Source organism: Geomonas sp., assembly GCF_035254065.1.
In the GTDB taxonomy this organism is placed as follows: domain Bacteria; phylum Desulfobacterota; class Desulfuromonadia; order Geobacterales; family Geobacteraceae; genus Geomonas.
The window spans coordinates 1-22,675 of the sequence record NZ_DATFBA010000340.1; the positions used below are offsets into that span (position 1 = coordinate 1).

Genomic DNA, 22,675 nt, shown 5'->3' on the forward strand with positions numbered 1-22,675 from the left:
CGAGTTCAAGAGCATCGTCGGCACCTCCCGCGCCATGGAGGGGGTCTTCTCGGTGGTGCGCAAGGTGGCCGACACGGAGGCGACCGTGCTGATCACCGGGGAATCCGGCACCGGCAAGGAGCTGGTGGCCCGTGCCATCCACTCAGGCTCCTCCCGCCGCGGCGCACCCTTCGTGGCCGTCAACTGCGCCGCCATTCCCAGAGACCTCCTGGAGAGCGAGCTGTTCGGGCACCTCAAAGGCGCCTTCACCGGCGCCATCCGTGACAAGGAAGGGAAGTTCCAGCTGGCCGAGGGGGGGACCATCTTCCTCGACGAGGTGGGCGACCTGCCGGTCGAGCTCCAGCCCAAGCTCCTGCGCGTCTTGCAGGAGCGGGTGGTCGAGCCGGTGGGGGGGCGCGCGCCGCAGAGGATCGACCTGAGGGTGGTGGCGGCCACCAACGCGGACCTGGAGAAGTGGATCGCGGAGGGGCGATTCCGGGAGGACCTTTACTACCGGCTCTGCGTCATCCCCATCAAGCTCCCCCCGCTGCGGGAACGGGTGGAGGACATCCCCCTCCTGTTGCGCTACTTCTGCGCGAAGTTCGGCGCCGAGCAGGTGACCTTCTCCAAGGCGGCACTCGACCGGCTGCTGGCCTACGGCTGGCCCGGCAACGTACGCGAGCTGGAGAACACGGTGGAGCGCTTGCTGATCATGAGGGAAGGGGACCAGATCGGGGTCGACGAGCTGCCGGAGAAACTCTCCTCAGCCGCCGGAGATGTCGGGGGGGTGCTCAGGCTCCCCGCCGATGGCTACTCGCTGGAGCAGCTGGAGAAGGAAGCGGTGCTTGAGGCGCTCTCCCGCTGCGACTGGAACCAGACGGCCGCGGCCCGCTTTCTCCGCATCCCGCGTCATACCTTGATCTACAGGATGGAAAAGTACCATATCATGCAACCCGGGAGGAAATGATGAAACGTTGGATTTCTGCCGTCATGCTGGTGGCGGTTTTGCTGGTCGCTTTGGGGTGCAGCAAGAAGAAGGAACAGGCCGCCCTGCCCGCAGTGGAGGGAAACCCCGCCCCCGATTTCACGGTCAACGACCTTTCCGGCAAGCCGGTCCAACTCTCCTCGCTCAGGGGAAAGGTGGTGCTGGTCAATTTCTGGGCGACCTGGTGCCCGCCTTGTCGGGCCGAGATCCCCTCCATGGTGAAGCTCAACCAGGCCATGCAGGGAAAGCCGTTCCAGATGCTGTGCCTCTCCATCGACGAGGGGGGCAAGGAGGCGGTGACCTCCTTCTTCCAGAAGGAAAACGTCACCCTGCCGGCCCTTTTGGACACCGACGGCAAGGTGGCCAGGATCTACGGCACCACCGGGGTGCCGGAGACTTTTGTGGTTGATCAGAAGGGTGTTATACTAAAAAAGGTAGTAGGTTCGATGGATTGGAGCTCGCCCGAAGTGGTCTCCGCGCTTGACGAGCTGACCAGGAAAAAGTAGCCTGCCGGACATAGAACAACAGCATTTTTAGGAGGGGTAGCATGGACGCGAACATCAGCATCATCGGCGCCTTCGTGGCGGGGGTGGTCTCCTTTCTTTCCCCCTGCGTCCTCCCGTTGATACCCTCATACATCACCTACATCACCGGTCTCTCCTTCGCCGACCTCAACGCCGAGCACCCCACCCACAAGGTGAGGGAGCAGACCATCATCCACTCGCTGATCTTCATCGCCGGCTTCACCTGCGTCTTCGTGCTGCTGGGAGCCTCCGCGAGCTTCCTGGGCGACTTCCTGCACGAGCACAAGACCGCCATCAGGCGGGTGGGCGGCATCCTCATCATCATCTTCGGCATCCACGTCTCCGGCGTCTTCGACATCGGCATGCTTTTGGGTGAGAGGAAGATCACCCTGCACAGAAAGCCGGCCGGCTACCTGGGGAGCTTCATCGTGGGGGTGGTCTTCGCCGCCGGCTGGACCCCCTGCATCGGCCCGATCCTGGCTACCATCCTGGCGGTGGCGGCCACCGAGGGGAGGGGGGTGTGGTTACTGTTGACCTACTCCATCGGCCTCGGACTTCCCTTCTTCCTGGCCGCTCTGGCCATGCACCAGTTCCTGGTTTTCTTCCGGCGATTCAAGCGGCACATCCGGATCTTCGAGATCTGCACCGGGCTGGTGATGATCCTGGTAGGCGTGCTGATCTTCACCAACTCGCTGGTGGTGATCAGCCGCTACACCTCCGACCTGTTGGGTCGCTAGCCGTTTTCCCGCGGCCGCCGAGTAGGCGGCCGCGCGGAGGCAACCGTGGTCAGATCCCCTTTATCCATCCAGCTTTCGGTCGCCGACCTCGACACCACCGAGGCCTTCTACGCGGGGATCCTCGATCTGCCGGTCGAACGGCCGGTCACCTCCTTCGGGGCCCCCGAGCACCTGGTGCTCAACTGCAGCGGGGATTGCCAGGTGATCTTCGTGCAGGAATCGGCGGTGGGCCGGGCCCATCCCATCCTGAAGGCGCGCATCGACAACTTCCCGCGCGGGGTCGGCATGACCCTGCACCTGCAGGTCACCGGCATCGAGGACATCTACCAGGAACTGATGGAGGAGGACCTGGAGATCCTCTATCCCCTCCAGCTCAAGCCGTACGGTTCCCGCGAACTCTGGTGCTTCGATCCCGACGGCTACCTGGTGGTGCTGGAGGAGCCAGTCGGCTGAGATAGGCCAGCACACCACCCTAAAGATCGTCCCTCCTGTCTTGAATCTTCCATCCCTTAGCAGAGCAACCCCATCCTCACCCCGACCCTCCCCTTGAAGGGGAGGGAGAGATCCTGCGCGACGAGGTGCCGGGGATTGTCATCTCCCGGGCCGACGGCCGCGTATCATCCAAGAGTCACCCCGTTCACCTGCAGGTTCTTCTCGAGAAGAAAGGGATGAGGGGGAACGGCTGGTATTCGCTGGAGACAGCCGACGGACATTCCCCTCCCCTTCAAGGGGAGGGACAGGGTGAGGATGGGTTCTTCACGGAGAGGAAGGTAAGGGAGCGGACTAGGGGGCGGTGATGGCGAAGGGCTCGCTCTCGTCGCCGTTTGGGTTCACGATCTGCAGCATCATTGGGCGCGGGGTCGAGTCGTAGGGGTGGCGCTGGTAGATGATCTGGCTGCACCCCCTGAACAGTATCTGGTCCTGCTCGCCCACCGGTGCCTGGGCGGTGGTGACCCTGACGCCGTTGGCAACCAGCGTGGAGGCGGAGAAGAAGTTCCTGCCGTTGATGACCATGTCGTAGTAGACCACGTGGTCGGCACCGATGGTGATGTTGAGGATCTCCGGTTTGCCGTCTACCAGCAGGGCCAGTGCCCCGGACGCGGTGTTGGGCGGATTGACGACCTGCACCTGGTGCAGCCCGCTGGGCACCTGTGGGGCCAGGAAGGCAATGGCGGTGGGAGAGATGAAGCGGCCGGCGATGGCTGCTCCGTCGAAGAGGACGCGGCTGCCGGTCTGGAAGTTGGTCCCCGACACCACCACCTCACGCTCGCGCCCGCTGGAGCAGGCGACCACGGTGCTGGGGGAGAGGGTGGTCAAGGTCGGCGTGGGGGACAAAAGGGTGAAGTTGAAGGCGCGGGTCGTCGTGCCGTCCTCGCGCTTCATGTAGAGGGCGTAGGCGCCGGCGGGAAGCTCGGGGAGCTCGAAGGAGAGAAGGCGGCCGTCCGCACTCGCCGCCGCGGGGACCTGTCTGCTCCCCAAGAAGACGCTGGTGGCGGCGGTGAAGCCGGTACCGTTCACGCTCACCGCGGTGCCGGGCTCGCCCTGGGCGGGGATGATGCTGAGGATGGTCAGGGGGGGGAGCTTGCCGGTGGCGGTGGCTGGCGGCGCCCCTTGGGCCAGTGCGGCGACAGAGAAGAGGACGCACAGCAAAAGGGCGTTGAGCAGGTGACGGAACACGGTGGCCTCCCGAATTTAATAAAGAAAACCTCGCCTCAATCTAATAAAGCACCGACCGGCGGCCTTGTCAATTCTCGACGGTCAGCGAGAGCCAGACCCCCACCACCAGGAAGATGAAGTTGGTTGTCCAGGCAGCCACCATGGGGGGGAGTACCCCCGCCTGCCCGAAGGAGATGATCACCGAGTTCACCACCACGTAGAGGAAGCCGATCCCCAGGGAGAGGCCGATGCCGACCGCGATGCCGCTGGAGCGGCCGCTTCTGAGGGCGAAGGGGATCCCCAAAAAGGCCATCACCGCGCAGCCGAACGGCATGGAGAACCTGCTGTGCATCTGGGCGAGGTAGCGGGTCGGATCGTAGCCGCTGGCCCTCAGCTTCTCGCAATAACGGCTGAGCTGGACGATGGTCATGCTGTCCGCGTACTTCCCCAGCACCTTGAGGTCGGCAGGCTTCAGCTTCAGGTCGGCCCGCAACTGCGACGCCTTTTTGGTCGCGGCGATCTCGCCCCCCTGAAAGTCACGCACCACCGCGTCCTGCAGCACCCACCCCCGCTGGTCCAGGATGGCGGAAGCGGCGTCGGTGCGACGCAGCGGCGCGCTGGTCCCCGGCGCCTGCTCCCACAGGGTGACCCCTTTCAGCTGGTTGCTGGCGGGATCGAACAGGCTCGCCCTCAGGATGGCCGCCTCCTCCTTGTGCCAGATGTTGTGCTGACGGAAATAAGTGTTGGGGCTTTTCTTCTGGATCAGCACGTCCTGGATGTAGATCCGCTGTGCGTAGGTCTTGGGGATCACCACTTCTCCCAGTGTCAGGCTGACCAGGCTCAGGATGAGCGATATGCCCAGGATGGGGGAGGCGATCCGGGCCAGGCTCACCCCGCAGCTGCGCATGGCGGTCAGCTCCGAGTTCATGGACAGGGTCCCCAGGGTCAGCAGGGTGGCCATCAGTACGGCCAGCGGCAGGGCCTGGCTGATGATCTCCGGGGTGTTGGTGACGAAGAAGAGGGCGATGTGGTACCAGTGCGCGCCATGGCTTGTGAAGCGGGCGATCTTCTCCATGAAGTCGACCACCTGGTAGATGGCGATGAAGGCGCCCAGGCAGAGGCCGAACATCCTGAGGTAGGCCTTGGCGACGTAGCGGGAAAGTATCCTCATCCTCTCCCCCTCCCGCCGAAGATGGCCGGCAGCTGGGTCTTCAGCCGGGCGATGAACAAGGTCAGCGGCAGCGGCTCCTCAGCGGCCGCCTTCCTGAGCAGGTAGATGCCCAAGAGCAGGAACAGGAGGTTAGGAGTCCAGCAGGCGAGCGCCGGGGTGAAGAACTGCTTCTCCCCCAAGGTCTTGCAGGCGGAGAGGGTGACGTAGTAGAGCAGGATGACGCCGATGCTCAGCGAGAAGCCGGCGGCCCGGCCCGAGCGCCTGTTCTGGATGCCGAGCGGCAGCGCGAGCAGGGTGAACACCAGGCAGGCGAAGGGGAGCGCCAGCCGGCTATGATACTCCAGGAGCAGCGAGCGGGTGAGCTTGGGGTCGAGTAGCTTGTAGTAGGAGGGGGGGTGCTTCAGCTCGTAGAGGGTCATTTCCCCCTCACCCTTGATCTGCAGGGGCTCGCTCTTCATCGCCACCCGGATGTCGTACTCCTGGAATCCCACCAGGCGGTAGCCGTCGGAACCTTCGCCGGGGCGGTGGATGCTGCCGTTTCTCAGGTGGAACTCTATGGCGTGGGCCCGGCGGTCGGAAAGGAGCACGCCGCTGTTGGCGAAAATGGTGGCGGGCTGGTTGGGGTTTCTCTCGTCATGGATGATGATCCCCTTCATGCTCCGGCTCTTGTTGTCGAAGCCGTCGGCGTAGATCACCATGCCGGGGAAGGCATCGTTGAAGACCTTCTCCTTGACCATCACCCCCGCGCTGTTCTGTGCGATCTCCACCAGCAGGTTCTTGAAGGAACTGTTGCCCCAGGGAACGCCGTAGACCGCGATGGCCAGGCAGCCCGCGCAGGCGAAGCAGGCGAAGATCAGCGCGGGGGGGAGCATCCCGTACAGGCTGATGCCGCAGCTCTTCATGGCGGTCACCTCGCTGTCGCTGGACAGCCGCCCGAAGGCGAGCAGCACCGCCATCAAAAGGGCCATCGGGATGGTGAACAGCCAGAAGGAGGGGAGCAGGTAGAGCACCATCCAGGCCACATCCCCAAGCGGCACCCCTTTTTCCACCACCAGCTCGGCCAGCTTCAGGAAGCGTCCCATCAAGAGCACGAAGGTGAAGGTACCGATGCCGACCAGGAAGGGGGGCGGTATCTCCTTGAAAATGTAGGCGTTGATCGTCTTTTTCATGAATCCACGCATGATACATGAGTTAATCAACATCTTCAAGCCCTTACACCGTCCGCCTGCGTCTTACTAGGCCCATCCTCACCCTGGCCCTCACCTTGAAGGGGAGGGCGGGGGTGAGGATGGGCTGCTTCGTCCCCGCGGGGTGCCCTGAGGAACCATTCTTTCTCCAAAACGATCTTCTTAATCTTGATCTCAATCTTGATCTGATGTACAAAGGTGCCATGGAAACCGCACAGATAATCAAGAAGGCCCTCCTGTTCTCAGGACTGGAGGACGAGTACCTGGCCGAGGTGGTGGAGATCGCCGTCCGGCGCCCGTTCGCCAAGGGGGAGACCCTGTTCTCGGAGGGAGAGAAGGCCGAAGGCTTCTACCTTTTGGCCTCCGGCGCCATCAAGCTCTGCAAGATTTCTCCCGACGGGCGTGAGAAGGTGCTGCACATGGTGCACCCGGTGGAGACTTTCGCCGAGGCCGCCTTTTTCGGCGACGGCCGCTACCCGGCGGAGGCCCGCGGGGTGGAGAAGGGGGAGGTCTTCTTCTTCTCGCGTGGCGCCTTCATGGGGCTTCTGGAGAGAAACCCGCGCTTCTCGGTGAACCTGATCGCCTCCCTCTCCCTGCTGCTGAGGAAGTTCGCCCGCCAGATCGAGGAGCTCTCCTTCGCCGACGCCCCCTCGCGGCTCGCCTCCTACCTCTTGGAGCTGGCCTCCCGCAAGAGCACCAGTTTCCAGGGGAAGACCTACCTGGAGCTGGACATGCGCAAGGGGGAGCTCGCCTCCCGGCTGGGAACCGTCAGCGAGACCCTCTCCCGTACCTTCAAGAAGCTGAAGGACGAGGGGGTCATCGAGCTGGATGGCAACAAGGTGACCATCCTCAACATGGAAAAGCTCAAGATGGTGGCGGGCAAGTAACCCCTTTCATGACAGCGCGCTGTCGCCACCGTTCATCTTCCGACCACCCTTAGGCCGACTATCGGCCCGCTTACTTCCCAAACCACCACTCGTTGCGCCCACTTACGGTAGAAGCGCGTCGGCCGCGGCTAGAGCCGCGGCCGGCTCCCCCGTTTCCCCCTCCCTACCCGCTGTCCCGCTAACCGCCTGAATCTAAAATGTTAATTAACATTTTTACAGATTAACGAAGAATAATCTTGATTCCACATGAGAGCCTGCTATAATTTGCCCCTGCCGCGAGATCAATGGTGCGATGTTTGGAGGGGTGCTTGGATTGGGAATGCTGTTGGAGTCACGAGGAGATCTCTCCCGACGATTGCCCGTACATAGGGGAGGGGGAAGAGGATCTCTACACCTCCCACCGGCGCAGGGTGGTCGAGAAGTGCGTCGAATGCCCCCGCTTCAAGAACGACCTTGCCCGCCTGAAGGAGTCGGGCGACCCGCTCTCCGAGGTGCTCCCCTACCTGTTGAACGAGTTTCAGGAGCAGAAGTCCCAGATGGGGACCATGCTGAGCTTCCTGAACAGCAAGAACCGCGAGATCAAGTTCCTGCGCGAGGTGAGCCTCGTGCTGCAGACCTCGCTGGACCTGGACGAGGTGCTCTCGGTGGCCATGACCGCCATCACCGCCGGCAAGGGGTTCGGCATGAACCGCGCCTTCTTGCTGATGACCGACAAGGAACGGCGCAACATCAAGGGGTACCTGGGGGTCGGTCCCAAGGATTACGAGGAGGCCTGGCGGACCTGGGAGGATATCAGCCGCTCTAACTTCACCTTGAAGCAGCTGGCGAGGAACTTCCAGAAGACCAAGCTCAACTCCGAGAAGGTGAAGTTCCACGACATCCTCGAGCAGCTCACCGTGCCGCTCTCCGACCAGGGGCACATCTTCAACCGAGCCCTGCAGGGGAAGAAACCGATCCTGGTGGAAAACGCCCTCAACAACCCCGACCTCGACCGCGGCCTGGCCCGCATCCTGGGGGTGGACTGCTTCCTGGTCATGCCGCTCATCTCCAGGAACCGGCGCATCGGCGTGATCATCGCCGACAACTGCATCACCCACAAGCCGATCACCCTGCAGGACATGCAGTCGCTGGAGACCTTCGCCTTCCCGGTCGCCTTCGCCCTTGAGCGCGCTTCCCTCTACGAGCGGTTGCAGGAGGAGGTCGACAAGCAGAAGGCGGCCAACGTCAAGCTGCGCGAGCAGCAGGAACTGATCGTCAAGATGGAGAAGATGGCGCTGGTCGGCAAGATCACCTCCAGCATCGCCCATTCCATCCGGAACCCGCTCATGGTGATCGGCGGCTTCGCCCGCACCCTGCTGAAGGGGACCCCGGAGGCCGACGACAAGCGGAGCTACCTGGAGTCGATGGTCAGGGAGACCCGTCAGCTGGAGACCGTGCTGACCGAGGTGCTCGACTACTCGGAGTCGCTCTTCCCGGTGATGGACTTCTGGGACCTGAACAAGCTGGTGACCTCGACCTTGGCCGAGCTTGCCGAGACCCTGCGCCAGGCCGGGGCGGAGTGCCGGGTGGAGCTCGCCAGCGACCTCCCCATGGTCTGGATCGACTACAAGCAGTTGAGCTACTGCGTGAGGACCATCGTCACCACCGCGATCAGCGGCATGGAGAAGGGTGGTGGGAATGCGCTGCGGGTGGAAAGCCAGTCGGCGGGGGAGAGCGTCCTGCTGAAGATAACCGACAGCGGCAGGACCCTGAGCCCGGAGGCCCAGGAAGCGCTCACCGCCCCCTTTTTCCAGACCCAGGAGTTGGGGGGCGGGGTGGGTCTCTCGCTCTGCAGGACAGTTTTGGAACGACAGGGAAGCTCGCTTGCCATCCTAAGCAACCCCGGCGGCGGCAACACCTACAGCATCAGGCTTTCAACGAAAAAGGAGACGATCTGACATGGCTAAACTTTTGGTGGTGGACGACGAGGCCAACCTCAGGCTTCTTTACGCGCAGGAATTGAGCGACGAGGGTTACCAGGTGGTGACCGCCGCTTCGGCCACGGAGGCCGTAGAACGACTCCAGGAGAGCGACTTCGACCTGGTGGTGCTGGACATCAAGCTGAAGACCGAGAGCGGCATCGAGCTTTTGAAGCGGATCGTGGAGGAGCGGCAGACCCTGCCGGTCATCCTCTGCACCGCCTTCTCCTGCTACAAGGACGACTTCTCGGCCTGGCTCGCCGACGGCTACGTGGTGAAATCAAGCGACCTGCAGGAGTTGAAGGACGAGATAAAGCGGGTGCTCGCCAAGAAGCAGAAGGCCGCGGCCGGGGCTTGAAGGCGAGATTGAGATTAAGATTAAGATTAAGAAAACCGTCACCGGCTTTTCATCTCTATCTTGGTCTCTCGCCCGTGCCGTATCATTCCCAACCCTTGCAAACTCATTCAAGCGCTAAATCTTAATCTCGCTGTTCGAATCTTAATCTCGATTTTACAGGAGTGACTATGAAGGCTGTCATTATGGCGGGTGGCTTCGGAACCCGCATGCAACCGCTCACCTGCAACCTCCCCAAGCCGATGGTTCCCCTGATGAACCGCCCCATCATGCTGCACATCGTGGAACTGTTGAAGAAATACCAGATCACCGACCTGGTCATGCTCCTCTACCACCAGCCGAGCGTCATCAAGAACTTCTTCCGCGACGGCGCCGACCTCGGTGTGCGCATCACCTACGTCACTCCGCTCGAGGACATGGGGACCGCCGGCGCGGTCAAGTGCGCGGAGAAGTACCTGGACGAGCGCTTCCTGATCATCTCCGGCGACCTGTTGACCGACTTCAACCTGCAGAAGGTGATCGACTTCCACGAGGCCAACAAGGCACTCGCCACCATCACCCTCACCTCGGTCAAGGACCCGCTGCAGTTCGGGGTGGTGATCACCGACAAGGAGAAGCGGATCACCCAGTTCCTGGAGAAGCCCGGCTGGGGCGAGGTGATCTCCGACACCATCAACACCGGCATCTACGTGCTGGAGCCAGAGATCTTCAAGTACATCCCCGAAGGGGAGAACTTCGACTTCTCCCAGGACCTCTTCCCGCTCCTTTTGAAGAAGAAGTCGCCGCTCTTCGGCTACCCGATCAAGGGGTACTGGCGGGACATCGGCAACACCGACTCCTACCGCGAGGCGCACCACGACATCTTGAAGGGGAAGGTGAGCGTCAAGGTCGACGAGGCCAAGAAAGAGGCGATCGGCAAGGACCTGCGCCTGGGGCTGGACGTCCGCCTCGGTGAGGGGACCGAGATGGAGGGGACCGTGGTGGTGGGGGACAACACCCAGGTGAAGAGCGGCGCCCAACTCAAGGACTCGGTGGTGGGTAGGAACTGCACCATCGAACCGGGCGCCAAGCTGAACCGCTGCGTGATCTGGGACAACGTCTACATCAAGAAGGGGACCAAGATCAACGACTGCGTGATCTGCAACAACGTCAGCGTGGGGGCCGGTTCGGTCATGGAGGAAGGGGTAGTGGTGGCCGACGACACCTCCATCGGCGAGGAGAGCTACATCAAGCGCGACGTCAAGGTCTGGCCGCGCAAGGTGATCGAGGCGGGCTCCACGGTGACCGGCAACCTGATCTGGGGAGAGCGCTGGAAGAAGTCGCTCTTCGAGGGGGAGATGGTGAAGGGGCTCGCCAATATCGAGCTCACCCCCGAGTTCGTGGCCAAGCTCGGCTGCGCCTACGGCACCTCGCTTCCCAAGGGGAGCCACGTGCTGGTCGGCCGTGATTCCACCCTCTCGTCGCGCATGCTGAAGAGGAGCTTTTTGGGCGGGATCCTCTCCGCCGGCGTCAACGTGCGTGACATCCGGCTGGTCTCGCTCCCCATCCTGCGCTACAAGCTGCGCACCTTCGGTGAGGTGGGAGGGGTCCACTTCCGCCAGTCCCAGGAGGACCCGGCCACCACCGAGATCGTCTTCCTGGACGCCGACGGGCTCGATTTCTCCAGCTCCATGGGGAAGAACGTGGAGCGCATCTTCTACAAGGAGAACTTCCGCCGCGCCCACCACACCGAGCCCGGGGGGATCACCGAGCTGCCGCAGGTGGTCGACTTCTACCGGGAGGGCTTCTTCCGCGGCCTCGACCAGGAACTGATCAGGAAGAGCGCCCCCAAGGTGGTGATCGACTTCAACCATTCGGTGGCTGGTCAGATACTCCCCCAGATCCTCAACGAACTCGGGATCGAGGTGATCGGCCTGAACACCTACCTGGACGAGCCGCGCGGTTTCAAGAGCCTGGACGAGAAGCCCAACAGCCTGCTGCAGCTCTCCAAGATCGTGGTCACCCTGGAGGCCAAGGCCGGCTTCTGGCTCGATCCCACCGCCGAGGAGGTGGTGCTGATCGACGAGACCGGCAAGATCTACCAGCCCGAGGAGCTCCTGCCGCTGATGACCGCGCTTATGCTGAGAAGCGGCGCCAAGGGGGCCTTCGCGGTGCCGGTCTCCGCCCCCTCGGTGATTGAGCGGATGGCGGCCGAGAACGGCTGCTCGGTGCGCCGGACCAAGAGCTCTGAGCGTTCCATGGTGGAGACCGCCATCTCGCCCGAGGTGGTGATGGCCGGCTCCATGGGGGGGCGCTTCGCCTTCCCGAAGTTCCAGGCAGCCTTCGACGGCATGTTCACCATCGCCAAGACCGTGGAACTGGCGGCCTCCGCCGGCGTCCCGCTTTCCCGCGTGCTCTCCGACGTCCCCCGCACCAGCTTCCTGCAGGGCAAGGTCCCCTGTGTCTGGGAGAAGAAGGGTGGGATCATGCGCAAGATGAGCGAGGACAGCCTGGAAAAAGAGGCGAGCTTCATCGACGGCATCAAGGTGGCCTTCGGGCAGGACTGGGTGCTGGTGCTCCCCGACCAGTACCAGCCGGTGATCCACGTGGTGGCGGAGGCCAAGGAGCCCAAGGTGGCCCAGCGGCTGCTCGCCGAGTACATGCAGAAGGTGGACAGCTGGAAGAAGGAGTTGCCCCAGTAAGGAACAGGAACCGGAACAGGCGCAGGAACAGGTTCTCTGTTCTATGGTAACCGTGGAGCGGAAGCGGGAGGCGAACTGCTGGGAGTGCAGGAAGCTCGGGAGGCGGGCTGACAGGTTTTGTAAACGTAGAACCTAGAACACCACAGAACATAGAACCTGTCTCAAGGGGTGCCCGTGACCGAACCGCTCTACGTATCATTTCTGTGGCACATGCATCAGCCCTACTACAAGGACCCGGTCCAGGGGGGGTATATCCTCCCCTGGACCTACCTGCATGCCGTCAAGGACTACTACGACATGCCGGCCATCGTGGCGGAGGTCCCCGGCGTCAAGGTCACCTTCAACCTGGTCCCTTCCCTGCTGGAGCAGTTGCTGGAGTACGCGGCCGGCACCGCCACCGATCCCTTCCTGACCCGCGCCTGCCTCGACCCCGCCGACCTTGGCGAGGACGACCGCCTCTTCATCATCGAGAACTTCTTCTCCGCCAACCGGCAGCGCATGATCGAGCCTCACCGGCGCTACCTGGAGCTCTACTCCCTGGCCGGGCACGGCAGCCAGGGGGCGGGGAAAGACGCAGTCAAGCGGCTGGGCGACCAGGAGATCATGGACCTGCAGGTCTGGTTCTATCTCACCTGGACCGGCGAGGCGGCCCGGCGCCGCTACCCCCTCTTCAACGAACTGATCCGCAAGGGACGAGGCTTCACCGCCGCCGACAAGGACCTCCTCTTCCAGACCCAGCGTGAGCTGATCGGCGAGATCATCCCCCTGTACCAGCGGCTGCAGCGGGAGGGGGCCGTCGAACTCTCGGTGACCCCCTATTTCCACCCGATCCTGCCGCTTCTGTGCGACACCCGCCTCGCCAAGGTCGCCCTCCCCAAGGCCACCCTCCCCAAAGCCCCCTTCCGCTACCCCGAGGACGCCCGCGCGCAGGTGGCCCGGGCGCTGAAAAGCTTCGAGGAGCTGTTCGGCTTGCGGCCCCAGGGGATGTGGCCCTCGGAGGGGTCGGTCAGCGACGAGGCGCTGGCCATCATGGCGCAGAAGGGGCTCGACTGGTCGGCCTCCGACGAGTGGGTGCTTTCCCGCACCCTGCCGGGCGGCCTGGGCCGGGAGCAGGAAGCGCTCTACCACCCCTACTCCTTTTTCCAGGAGGGGCGTGACATCGCGCTCTTCTTCCGGGATCACACCCTTTCCGACCTGATCGGCTTCACCTACTCGCAGTGGGAGACCGAGCGGGCGGTGGCGGACTTTCTCGCCCGCCTGAAAGGGGTCCGGCAGCGCTGCCACGGCAGCCGGGTGGTTTCCATCATCATGGACGGCGAGAACGCCTGGGAGTACTTTCCCTCCAACGGCTTTCCTTTCCTGACCAGGCTCTACCGCGCGCTGACCGCGACCCCCGGCTTGCAACTGGCCACCTTCTCGGAGGTGCTCGACCGGGTGCCTGAGCGCAAAAGCCTGGGGCATGTCCATCCCGGCTCCTGGATCAACGCGGACTACGCCATCTGGGTGGGGCATGCGGAAAAGAACCTGGGGTGGGACCTGCTGGCGGCGGCGCGCGAGGCCGCCGTGCAGAAGAGCCCGGCGGTGGCCCTGCTGTTATCCGGTGGCGAATCGGACGACGAGACGGCGAGGCTCGTCTGCAAGTCCCTCTACGCCGCGCAGGGGAGCGACTGGTTCTGGTGGTACGGCGACGACCACTACTCCGCCCACGCGGCCGGCTTCGACCTCTTGTTCCGCAGCCACCTGATGAACGTCTACCGCCTGCTCGGCCTGGAGGTCCCCCCCCAGCTCGCCGAGCCTATCAAGCGACAGCTTCCGGCGGGCTTCGTACGCGAACCCTCCGCCTTCATCTCCCCCTCCCTCGGCGAGGGGGCGAACGACTACTTCGAGTGGCTGGCGGCCGGGCTTTACGACCTGACCAAGCTCTCCTCGGCCATGCATGCCAGCGAGAGCGTCCTGCAGTCCTTCTTCTACGGGTTCGACGACGACCACTTCTATGTCAGGATCGACGGTGTGCAGTCCCTGGAGAAGCTGCTCAGGGAAAACGACCTCCTCTCGCTGCACCTCACCCACGGAACCGAACTCCGCCTGGACATGAAGCTGCCAGGCGGGGAGGCGGAACTGCTGGTGAAGGAAGCGGGCGGCTGGCGGCCCAGCGGCCTGTCCGGCCAGTACCGGATTAGCAGGATCGCCAAGGCGCGGCTGGCGCTCAAGGCGCTGAAGATCGCCCCCGGGGACCAGCTTCTCTGCCAACTTACCCTCTCCCGGGACGGGCAGGAGGTCGGCCGCTGGCCGGTGGATACGCCGCTGGTTTTGAGTTATGCCGGAGACAAGCTCGCTGCGCTTGATTGGGAAATCTGAGCTCTTTTAAGGGGTTCCGCACCCGCGCACCCCTGTTCTAGAAAAACCTTTACTTAAACGCGTTTCTAATTTAAAATATCATGTAATTCTAAGATGTTAGAGGATTTCACATGAAGATTCTTTTTGTAGCTTCCGAGGTAACCCCCTTCGCCAAGACCGGCGGACTCGCCGACGTGGCCGGCGCCCTTCCCAAAACCCTGCGGAGCCTGGGGCACGATGTCCGCATCATGATGCCGTTCTACTCGGTGGTGGAACGGGGTGGCATGGCCGTCCGCAAAGGGCGCAAGAGCGCCTCGGTGTTCGTCGACGGCATCGAGAAGAAAGGGTTCCTGCGTCAGGCCTCCCTGGGCGAGATCCCGGTCTACCTGATCGAGAACAAGGAGTACTTCTCCCGCGAGGAGCTCTACGGCACCCCCAGTGGGGACTACCCTGATAACGCCCAGCGCTTCTCCTTCTTCTGCCGTTGCGTCCTGGAGCTCTTGAAGAAGATGGATTTCCGGCCGGACATCATCCACTGTCACGACTGGCAGACCGCGCTGATCCCGCATTACCTGAAACACGAGCGAAAGAACGATCCCTTCTTCACCAAGACCGGGGTCATCTTCACCATCCACAACCTCGCCTACCAGGGGCTGTTCCCGGTAGAGGCGCTGGAGACCATGGGGCTTTCCAAGGAATGCTTCACCATGGACAACCTGGAGTTCTACGGCAAGATCAACCTCCTCAAGGGTGGGATCGTGGCGGCCGACCTGGTCACCACCGTTTCCGAGGCCTACTGCCGCGAAATCCAGACCCCCGAGATGGGGTGCGGGATGCATGGCGTTCTGCAGACCAGGAAGGACGACCTGTACGGCATTCTGAACGGCGTGGACTACGAGGAGTGGAACCCGGCGACCGACAAGGACATCATGAAGAACTACAGCCACGCCTCCCTCTCCGGGAAGGTGGTTGACAAGATCGGGCTGCAGAGAACGATGGGGCTCGCCAGCGCGCCCGAGACACCGCTGATCGGCATGGTCTCCCGCATGGTGGCGCACAAGGGCTTCGACCTGATCACCGAGCTCCTTCCGGTGCTCTCCAAGGCCCCGCTGCAGCTGGTGCTGCTCGGCTCCGGGGACGAGCGCTACCTGAAGGCGCTCAACGACGCCAAGGCGGCCGGTGCCCGGAACATAGCCTTCTCCACCGGTTTCAACCATGCATTGGCCCCCAAGATTTACGCCGGCAGCGACATGTTCCTGATGCCCTCCTTCTTCGAGCCGTGCGGGCTCGGCCAATTGATCGCCATGCGCTTCGGCAGCGTACCGGTGGTGCGCAAGACCGGCGGGCTGGCCGACAGCGTCTGCGATCCCATGGAGACCGACAAGACACCCAACGGCTTCGTGTTCGAGGAGTACACTGCCGATGCCCTGTGGGACGCCATCAGCAGGGCGATCACCGCCTACCAGGACAAGCCCCTCTGGAAAAAGCTGATGCGCCGCGGCATGAGCTGCGATTTCTCCTGGCAGCACTCCGTGCACAAGTACCTTGAGCTCTACCGGAAGGCACTGCACAGGAAAGGGGTCGAGGCATGACCGTCGAGAACGACGACCTCGAGGAGTTGGCCAGCGAGATCCAGAGGCTCATCAAGAGCAACAAGGAGTTTCTGGAGCGGGTGAACGACGAGGAGTATGACGCCGACGACGAGGGTGAGGAGTCGGACAGCGACACCGAGGAAGAGCTGGAGGACTACGAGGAGCTGTAAGATATACCCTCGCCCCTTTAGGGGAGAGGGTGGCCGAAGGGCGGGTGAGGGTGCCTCAAGGTACCGAAAAGTCCCGCCCTCACCCCAGCCCTCTCCCCCAAGGGGGCGAGGGGGAGCACGAAAAGAGTAAATAAGAAAGGCGGCAGTGGTGATTTCCACTGCCGCCTTTTCTTTTGTTTCGAACTTCCGTCCCCTCCCCTTCAAGGGGAGGGTCAGGGTGAGGATGGGGTTGGTTACTTCGCCGGCTGTTCCGGCACGACGTCGCCGCTGACCGGCTGCTCCGGCACGATGTCGCCCGACTGGATCGTGGACGGCGCGGAAGCTTTCGGTGCCGCCTGTGCCGCCGCCGGCTGGGCAGCTTGCGGTGCCGGCTCAGCCGCTTTGGGCGTGGCCGCTGCCGGTTCGGAAGCCGCCGGCTGGACCGAGGTCGTCTGCTCGACCGGCACCGGTGCCGGCGCGGGGGCCGGGGCGTCCTTCTTGCCGCCGAACAGCGGCTTGTAGGGGGTGAGCAGGGTGATCATCTCGTCGTACTGGGTGGCGTACAGCTTGGAGACGTCCGGCCCTTTGGCTGCGGAGGACTCGGTCTTCGCGAAGGCCGCGGTGATGCCCGGGACCGTCTTGAACTTCACGTCCACCTTTTCGCTCAGGTTGGCCGCCGCTTCATCGAAGTCCGGGTACTGAAGCGGTAACAGCAGCGTGTAGGAGAGGGCGCTCCGCCTGAAGTTCGGATACTCCCAGATGGTGCTCCCTTCGCGGTCGATGAGCTGCGCGGTCATGGTCAGGTAGTTGTAGTCGGTCTCCAGATAGGAGAGGAAGTTGCTGGCGTAGACCTTGTCGCGCTTGGTGAGCCCGCTCACGGTGACCAGCAGGATCGCGTCCAGCTCGTTCTCGGTCATCAGCTGCTTCAGTTCGTCCTTCTTGAAGAAGTACTTGTTGTAGATGATGCCGGCGTCGTCACGCCGTTCGCGGCTGGCGACCAGTTTCGCGAACAGGGTGGTGGGGTCCCCCTCGACCGGGCGTACCGAGTAGAAGATGCCGGTATCCCGCAGGCGGGCGATCAGCTCCTTCTCGTTCTTGCTGTTGACGGTCCGGACCAGGGTGACCACGGCCGCCTTTTCAGGGTGCTTGAGGTCGGAGTCGGCGTCGGTGAAGAAGGGGGCGACGCCGATCACCCTGATCTTCTTCTCCACCGTTTCCTGGGGAATATTGTAGTAGTTGTGAGCGCAACCGAAGGTGCAAGTTACCGCGAAGAGCAGGACCAGCTTGAAAACGTACCGCATGGCGTTGAACCCTCCTGTGAAGCATTCATTGAGACAGTGCCCCGTTTATAGCAGAAGCACGCGGCAAGTGCCACAGCTTATTGCTGCGCTTCCAGCATGATGAAGCCCGCCTGGCGGCCGGTGTCCCCGTCGTCGCGGCGATAGGAGAAGAAGAGCTCCTGGTTGCAGCAGACGCAGAGTTCGGTGGACTGGACCTGTCCATCGGCGAGGCCTGCGTCGGTGAGGAGCTTGCGGTTCACCGCCGCCAGGTCGAGCTGCCATTTCCCCTCTCCGTTCGCGGTGGTGAAGAGATCCCAGGGGATGCCTGCCTTCTGGAAGGCGTCGCGGACCGGGGCGTCCACCTCATAGCAGCAGCGGCCGATGGAGGGGCCGATGGCCGCCAGGATCTCCTTGGGGTTGCAGTCGAACATCTTGGTCATGGCCTCGACCCCCTTGCCGGCGATGTTGCCCACCGTCCCCTGCCACCCCGCGTGCAGCGCGGCCACGACGCCTTTGACCGGGTCGTGCAGCAGGATGGGGACGCAATCAGCCACGCAGACCGCGATCATGATGCCCGGCTGGTTGGTGACGATGCCGTCGCACTCCAGCTTGAGGAAGTGGGAGAGTTCCTGGTTGGGGGAGTCGATGACCAGCAGATCGGTGCCGTGCACCTGCGTCACGGTGAGCACCCGGTCCAGCGTGGTGCCGAAGCTGCGGGCGAGCAGGCTGCGGTTTCCCTCCACGTTATGGGGGGAGTCGAGGGTGTTGGAGCCCAGGTTCAGCGAGTTGTAGGGAGGGCGCGAGACCCCTTCGTGACGGGTGGTGAAGCCCGCCACCGCAGTGGTCCCGCCGAGTCTCGGCTTAAGAAACTGGATTTTTCCTGCCTTCTGCATTTCCATTGTTGTTCCTTTCTCTTCTTCTATTAAATAGGTCGGATCGGTCCGCGCGGACCGATCAGTCTGATTGGCTTTTGTTCTCCAGGTACTCCACGATCCCCGCCAGGTCTTCCGGCAGTTCCGAGTCGAACTCCAGGTACTCTCCGCTCACCGGGTGCAGGAAGCCCAGCGTCTTGGCGTGCAGCGCGTGGCGCCCCATCGCCTTGATCATCTGCTTGAGCACCGGGTCCTTCACGGTGGAGAGCCGGCTGCCGCCGCCGTAGACCTCGTCGGCCACCAGCGGAAAGCCCGATTCCGACAGATGCACCCTGATCTGGTGGGTGCGCCCGGTCTCCAGCCTGAGCTTTACGAGGGTCATGCCGGGGAAGCGGGAGACTACCCGCCAGTGGGTGACCGCCTCCTTGCCGTGGCGCGCCTTGCCCGACATCTTCTTGCGTTCGCTGGGATGCCGGCCGATGACGGATTGGATGCGCCCCTTATCCTCTTTGGGGCTCCCGTAGACCAGCGCCAGGTAGACCCGCTTGATGGTGTGCGCCTTGAACTGTTCGGCGAGCGCGTTGTGGGCCCGGTCGCTCTTCGCCACCACCAGGATGCCGGAGGTGTCCTTGTCGATGCGGTGCACGATGCCGGGGCGCAGTTCCCCCCCGATCCCGGAGAGGTCCTTGCAGTGGGCGAGCAGGGCGTTGACCAGGGTCCCTTCGGGGTTCCCCGCGCCCGGGTGCACAACCATGCCGGCGCTCTTGTTGATCACCACAACGTCGCTGTCTTCGTAGAGGATGGTAAGCGGGATCTCCTCCGGCTGCGGTTCCGCCGGCACCGGTGGCGGGATGCTCACCGACACCTGGTCTCCAGCCTTCAGTTTGAGGGATGGCTTTTCCTGTTTGCCGTTGACGGTGGCAAAGCCGGTTTCGATGAGCCGCAGGGCGGCGGAGCGGGTCAGGTCGTCGACGTTGCGGGCGATGAATGCGTCCAGCCGTTCGGCGTCACACCCGCAGGGAAAGGTCAGTTCAATTGTTTGCATCAACTTCTCCGAGGAGTGAATCCTCTTGATAAAAAAGCGAGGGCGCCTTCAAGGATGAAGCGCGCCCGTGTGTTGGTCAGCGGAGAAAGGGTAACGTGCTACCAGATCGGCGATTCAATCTTCCCCGCCCGTTTTATCAGCACGTCGACAATGGCGATGTCGAAGATGTTCGATTCGGCGATTTCCGGGGTGACCCGGGACTGGAAGTGTTCCCGTCCTTCGGTCAGCGGCTCTTCCAGCAGCTCAAAGATGTTGTCCTCCTTGATCCCCTGCTCAACCTTGTCGCGGTTGTACATGGCGACGTCGGAGATGATGGCTCGGGCCAGTCTCTTGGCCTGGTCGCGGTTGTCAATGAGGCTCATGGAGCTCCTCCTGCTGTGGTCGGTGCCGCACCACTATACGCAGTTTTCGCCCAAGATACTACCGTAATTTTAAGGCGAAGTAGATGTTGGCGTTTCCTCTGCGCACCAGGAGGGCGGCGGCGCCCCGCTCTGCGGCGGCATCGATGGCCTTGCGATACTCGGCGACGTTATGCACCTTCTTCTGGTTGACCGACACGATGATGTCCCCGCGCTGCATCCCGGCCTCCTCGGCGATTCCCCCCTCCTCGATGTCGGTTATCACCACGCCGGTCACTCCCCGGCTGCGCAGGTCGGGCCCCAGGTCCTGCACCGAGAAGCCCAGCGAAGTCGCCTCCTTCTCGGCGGGCTGATGTCTCTGAGGCTGGGCCGGGGCGTTTTCGGCCGGCGCGACGACCACGGTGGCCTTCATGGCTCGACCTTCACGATAGAATTCCACCTGGATTTTCTTGCCGATGGGAGTTTCACCCACCATCCGCTGCAGCTGGCGCACGTCCTTCACCGTCTCCCCGCCGAAGCTGGTGATCACGTCCCCCTGCTGGATCCCCGCCTTGGCCGCCGGGCTGCCGGCCACCACGTCGTTGACCAGTGCGCCGTAGGTCTTCGGGAGGCCAAAGGAGCGCGCCATCTCGTCGTTGACCGACTGGATGGAGATGCCCAGCCAGCCGCGGCTCACGTTCCCCTTGGTGATCAGCTGGTTGATGACCTGCTTGGCCATGTTGACCGGAATCGCGAAGCCGATCCCCTGGCCGGAGGCGACGATGGCAGTGTTGATGCCGATCACCTCCCCGTAGATGTTGAGCAGCGGACCGCCGGAGTTGCCGGGGTTGATGGAGGCGTCGGTCTGGATGAAGTCCTCGTAGGCCTCGATCCCCATGTTGGAGCGGCCGGTGGCGGAGACCACGCCGACCGTGACGGTGCGGTCGAGCCCGAAGGGGTTGCCGATGGCGATGGCCCACTGGCCGACCTGCAGCTTGCTGGAGTCCCCCAGCACCGCGGGCTGCAGCGCCTCCTTGGCGTTGATCTTGATCACCGCGATGTCGGTCTTGGGGTCGGAGCCGACCACCTTGCCGGTGTAGACGCTCTCGTTGGAGAGCTTCACCTGGATGGTCTCCGCGTCACGGACCACATGGTCGTTGGTGACGATGTAGCCGTCCTTGTTGATGATGAAGCCCGACCCCAGGCTGCTCTCGCGCTGGTAGCGCGGGCGGCTGCGCTCGCCGAAGAAATCCTCGAAGAAAGGGGACTGTTCGAAGAAGGGGCGCACCAGCTTCTTCTTGCCGACGGTGGAGATGTTCACCACGGAAGGGGTGACCCCCTTCACCAGGGTGATGAAGCCCTGCTGGGTGGCGAGGATGTCCTTGGGGACCTCCTTGACCGGCGCCTCGACACTCTCCTTGCGATTTGATTCAAAGAAGGTGGTCCCTTCCTTTTTTTTGCAGCCAAAGAGTGCGCTGGAGATGATCAGGCAGGCGATAAGCAAGCGGGCGCTTTTCATGTGGTGGCTCCTTGAAGTTCAGGTGGGACCGGAAGAAAAAATCGTAGTCAAAAACCGGTTTGATGTCAACCCCTTCCGGGAGGTGCGAAGCTCTGTCGTTGGGCTGTAAATAGGCCTTGACGTCGAATGCGGATTTGCCTATATATGCACTCTGGGGGTGTACACGTGCAAGAGAAGATAAAGCAGGAAATTCGGGAGATGAAGCTGGGCGAAAAGGTGCGCGGGCTGCGTCAGGAGCAGCGGCTCACTCTGCAGGCCCTCGCCGATGTCACAGGCCTTTCCAAGCCGCTCCTGTCGCAGATCGAGAACGACCAGGTAACTCCTCCCATCGCGACGCTGCTGAAGATCGCCAAGGGGCTCAAAGTTGGCATCCACTACTTCTTCGAGGAGTCCAACGAGCGGCAGAAATTCGTGCTTACCCGCGGTGAGCAGTCGGTAGGGACCCAGCGCCGCCCCGGTAAGGATTCGGTGCAGGGCTATCTTTACAAGCCGCTTGCTCCCGGCATGCGCCAGAAGAAGGTGGAGCCTTTCCTGGTCGAGTTCGAGCAGCGCGCCTGGGACCAGTCCCTTTTCTACAGCCATGAAGGTGTCGAGTTTCTCTACCTTCTGGAAGGCGAGCTGGAGTTCCACTACGCCGACCAGGTGATGCGGCTTCTTCCCGGCGACAGTATCTATTACGAGTCGTCAGAGCCGCACGGCTACGTGTCGGTCGGTGAAGTCCGCGCCCGGGCGGTAGCCGTCCTCTACACCAAAGGGTAGCCACTCCTTTAAACCGTCCCCTCGCTCCTTATCATCTCCCCCCTCGCCCTCCGGGAGAGGGGCGGGGGTGAGGGAAGTCCCACCCCTCCGGTTCTGTCCCTAGTAAGAGAGTAAGGGCCGTTCGCCCTGAGCTTGTCGAAGGGGGCATGAAAGTAACCACGGCTTTTTATGTCAGCAAAAGTTGGAGATCGTGCTTCGACACGCTCAGCACGAACGTTTTCGTCCTCACCAACGCTGGGCTCTCGGGGTCTCAAAAAAATTCACCTCTCCCTTTGACACCGAAAAAATCCGCACTATCATCTAACCTTATCTTCCTCACTGCCGATATATGAGTTATCGCTGCCCGGACTGAACCTATCCAACCCCACCACCGAAGGATACTGTCATGATCTGGTACGCCGCTGGGCACTGAGGTGCCGCAGCGATGCGGCCTATTGATCAGTGGTTGGTGATGGTGGAATTTGGTTAGAAAAAATTAGTAGTAAAAGGGTTGACGGGGCGCAATGCCTTTGCTATAAAACGGGACTTCGCAGCACGGCTCACTGACAACCGCATACGAACTGGACGAGATGGACCGTCGACAGGCAAAGGTTTAAAGCCTTTAACTGTCGAAAGAAATTTCGAGACTGAAAAACTTTTGGTTGACAGTCAGCTCCGGTTGGTA

The 22,675-nt window shown here is 62.5% G+C and carries 20 protein-coding genes; 12 read left to right on the forward strand and 8 right to left on the reverse strand.

Features of this window, described 5'->3' with window-relative positions; genetic code table 11:
* From VJ604_RS15700 to VJ604_RS15715, 4 genes are all read left to right on the forward strand, one after another.
* On the forward strand, positions 1 to 946 hold a 946-nt coding region (locus VJ604_RS15700), incomplete at its 5' end, for a sigma-54 interaction domain-containing protein (protein WP_324084138.1).
* Positions 946 to 1,470 carry a TlpA disulfide reductase family protein gene (locus tag VJ604_RS15705; protein WP_324084141.1) on the forward strand — a complete coding sequence of 175 codons (525 nt, stop codon included), beginning with the start codon at positions 946 to 948 and terminating at the stop codon, positions 1,468 to 1,470. The genes VJ604_RS15700 and VJ604_RS15705, both read left to right, overlap by 1 nt.
* Before the next feature lie 41 nt (positions 1,471 to 1,511).
* Positions 1,512 to 2,225, forward strand: coding sequence for a cytochrome c biogenesis CcdA family protein (locus tag VJ604_RS15710; RefSeq protein ID WP_324084144.1), 714 nt, complete (start codon positions 1,512 to 1,514; stop codon positions 2,223 to 2,225).
* Positions 2,226 to 2,270: 45 nt separating this feature from the next.
* Positions 2,271 to 2,678 (forward strand): VOC family protein, encoded by a 408-nt coding sequence (locus VJ604_RS15715; RefSeq protein WP_324084146.1) that lies wholly within the window; start codon positions 2,271 to 2,273, stop codon positions 2,676 to 2,678.
* Between the two features lie 330 nt (positions 2,679 to 3,008).
* Here VJ604_RS15715 and VJ604_RS15720 read toward each other — a convergent pair whose 3' ends face one another.
* From VJ604_RS15720 to lptF, 3 genes are all read right to left on the reverse strand, one after another.
* Positions 3,009 to 3,902, reverse strand: a complete 894-nt coding sequence (locus VJ604_RS15720; RefSeq protein ID WP_324084148.1) for a choice-of-anchor Z repeating domain-containing protein — start codon at positions 3,900 to 3,902, stop codon at positions 3,009 to 3,011.
* 67 nt (positions 3,903 to 3,969) lie between these two features.
* Entirely contained in the window at positions 3,970 to 5,052 is a 1,083-nt protein-coding gene (lptG, locus tag VJ604_RS15725; protein WP_324084150.1) for an LPS export ABC transporter permease LptG, read from the reverse strand.
* Positions 5,049 to 6,221, reverse strand: coding sequence for an LPS export ABC transporter permease LptF (gene lptF / locus VJ604_RS15730; RefSeq protein WP_324084151.1), 1,173 nt, complete (start codon positions 6,219 to 6,221; stop codon positions 5,049 to 5,051). Before lptF ends, lptG begins: the two co-directional genes overlap by 4 nt.
* A gap of 221 nt (positions 6,222 to 6,442) precedes the next feature.
* Here lptF and VJ604_RS15735 point away from each other — a divergent pair, with 221 nt between their 5' ends.
* The 7 genes from VJ604_RS15735 to VJ604_RS15765 all read left to right on the forward strand — a co-directional run bounded on the left by VJ604_RS15735 (position 6,443) and on the right by VJ604_RS15765 (position 16,219).
* Complete coding sequence (locus VJ604_RS15735; RefSeq protein ID WP_324084175.1) at positions 6,443 to 7,126, forward strand: Crp/Fnr family transcriptional regulator; 684 nt, start codon at positions 6,443 to 6,445, stop codon at positions 7,124 to 7,126.
* Positions 7,127 to 7,434: 308 nt separating this feature from the next.
* The gene (locus VJ604_RS15740; protein ID WP_324084153.1) at positions 7,435 to 9,063 is read left to right on the forward strand and encodes an ATP-binding protein; all 1,629 of its coding nucleotides are present in this window, start codon (positions 7,435 to 7,437) and stop codon (positions 9,061 to 9,063) included.
* Position 9,064: 1 nt separating this feature from the next.
* Complete coding sequence (locus tag VJ604_RS15745; RefSeq protein WP_324084155.1) at positions 9,065 to 9,442, forward strand: response regulator; 378 nt, start codon at positions 9,065 to 9,067, stop codon at positions 9,440 to 9,442.
* Positions 9,443 to 9,609: 167 nt separating this feature from the next.
* Positions 9,610 to 12,120, forward strand: a complete 2,511-nt coding sequence (locus VJ604_RS15750; RefSeq protein ID WP_324084157.1) for a sugar phosphate nucleotidyltransferase — start codon at positions 9,610 to 9,612, stop codon at positions 12,118 to 12,120.
* Between the two features lie 174 nt (positions 12,121 to 12,294).
* Complete coding sequence (locus VJ604_RS15755; protein ID WP_324084158.1) at positions 12,295 to 14,478, forward strand: glycoside hydrolase family 57 protein; 2,184 nt, start codon at positions 12,295 to 12,297, stop codon at positions 14,476 to 14,478.
* Between the two features lie 110 nt (positions 14,479 to 14,588).
* The gene (gene glgA, locus VJ604_RS15760) at positions 14,589 to 16,049 is read left to right on the forward strand and encodes a glycogen synthase GlgA (protein WP_324084160.1); all 1,461 of its coding nucleotides are present in this window, start codon (positions 14,589 to 14,591) and stop codon (positions 16,047 to 16,049) included.
* The gene (locus tag VJ604_RS15765; protein ID WP_324084162.1) at positions 16,046 to 16,219 is read left to right on the forward strand and encodes a hypothetical protein; all 174 of its coding nucleotides are present in this window, start codon (positions 16,046 to 16,048) and stop codon (positions 16,217 to 16,219) included. Before glgA ends, VJ604_RS15765 begins: the two co-directional genes overlap by 4 nt.
* A 233-nt stretch (positions 16,220 to 16,452) precedes the next feature.
* On the opposite strand, the gene VJ604_RS15770 is transcribed toward VJ604_RS15765, so the two are convergent.
* The 5 genes from VJ604_RS15770 to VJ604_RS15790 form a co-directional block, all read right to left on the reverse strand.
* A complete protein-coding gene (locus VJ604_RS15770) occupies positions 16,453 to 17,499 on the reverse strand; it encodes a hypothetical protein (protein ID WP_324084163.1) in 1,047 nt (348 codons plus the stop codon).
* A 77-nt stretch (positions 17,500 to 17,576) separates the two neighbouring features.
* On the reverse strand, positions 17,577 to 18,377 hold the full coding sequence (gene pgeF / locus VJ604_RS15775) for a peptidoglycan editing factor PgeF (protein ID WP_324084165.1): 801 nt from the start codon (positions 18,375 to 18,377) through the stop codon (positions 17,577 to 17,579).
* A 55-nt stretch (positions 18,378 to 18,432) separates the two neighbouring features.
* On the reverse strand, positions 18,433 to 19,395 hold the full coding sequence (locus tag VJ604_RS15780; RefSeq protein WP_324084168.1) for an RluA family pseudouridine synthase: 963 nt from the start codon (positions 19,393 to 19,395) through the stop codon (positions 18,433 to 18,435).
* Positions 19,396 to 19,493: 98 nt separating this feature from the next.
* Positions 19,494 to 19,757, reverse strand: coding sequence for a hypothetical protein (locus VJ604_RS15785; RefSeq protein ID WP_324084169.1), 264 nt, complete (start codon positions 19,755 to 19,757; stop codon positions 19,494 to 19,496).
* 58 nt (positions 19,758 to 19,815) lie between these two features.
* Complete coding sequence (locus tag VJ604_RS15790) at positions 19,816 to 21,252, reverse strand: DegQ family serine endoprotease (RefSeq protein ID WP_324084171.1); 1,437 nt, start codon at positions 21,250 to 21,252, stop codon at positions 19,816 to 19,818.
* Positions 21,253 to 21,396: 144 nt separating this feature from the next.
* On the opposite strand from VJ604_RS15790, the gene VJ604_RS15795 reads away from it, so the two are divergent.
* Positions 21,397 to 22,011: a helix-turn-helix domain-containing protein gene (locus VJ604_RS15795; RefSeq protein WP_324084173.1), complete on the forward strand. Its 615-nt coding sequence runs from the start codon at positions 21,397 to 21,399 to the stop codon at positions 22,009 to 22,011.
* Positions 22,012 to 22,675: the final 664 nt, after the last annotated feature.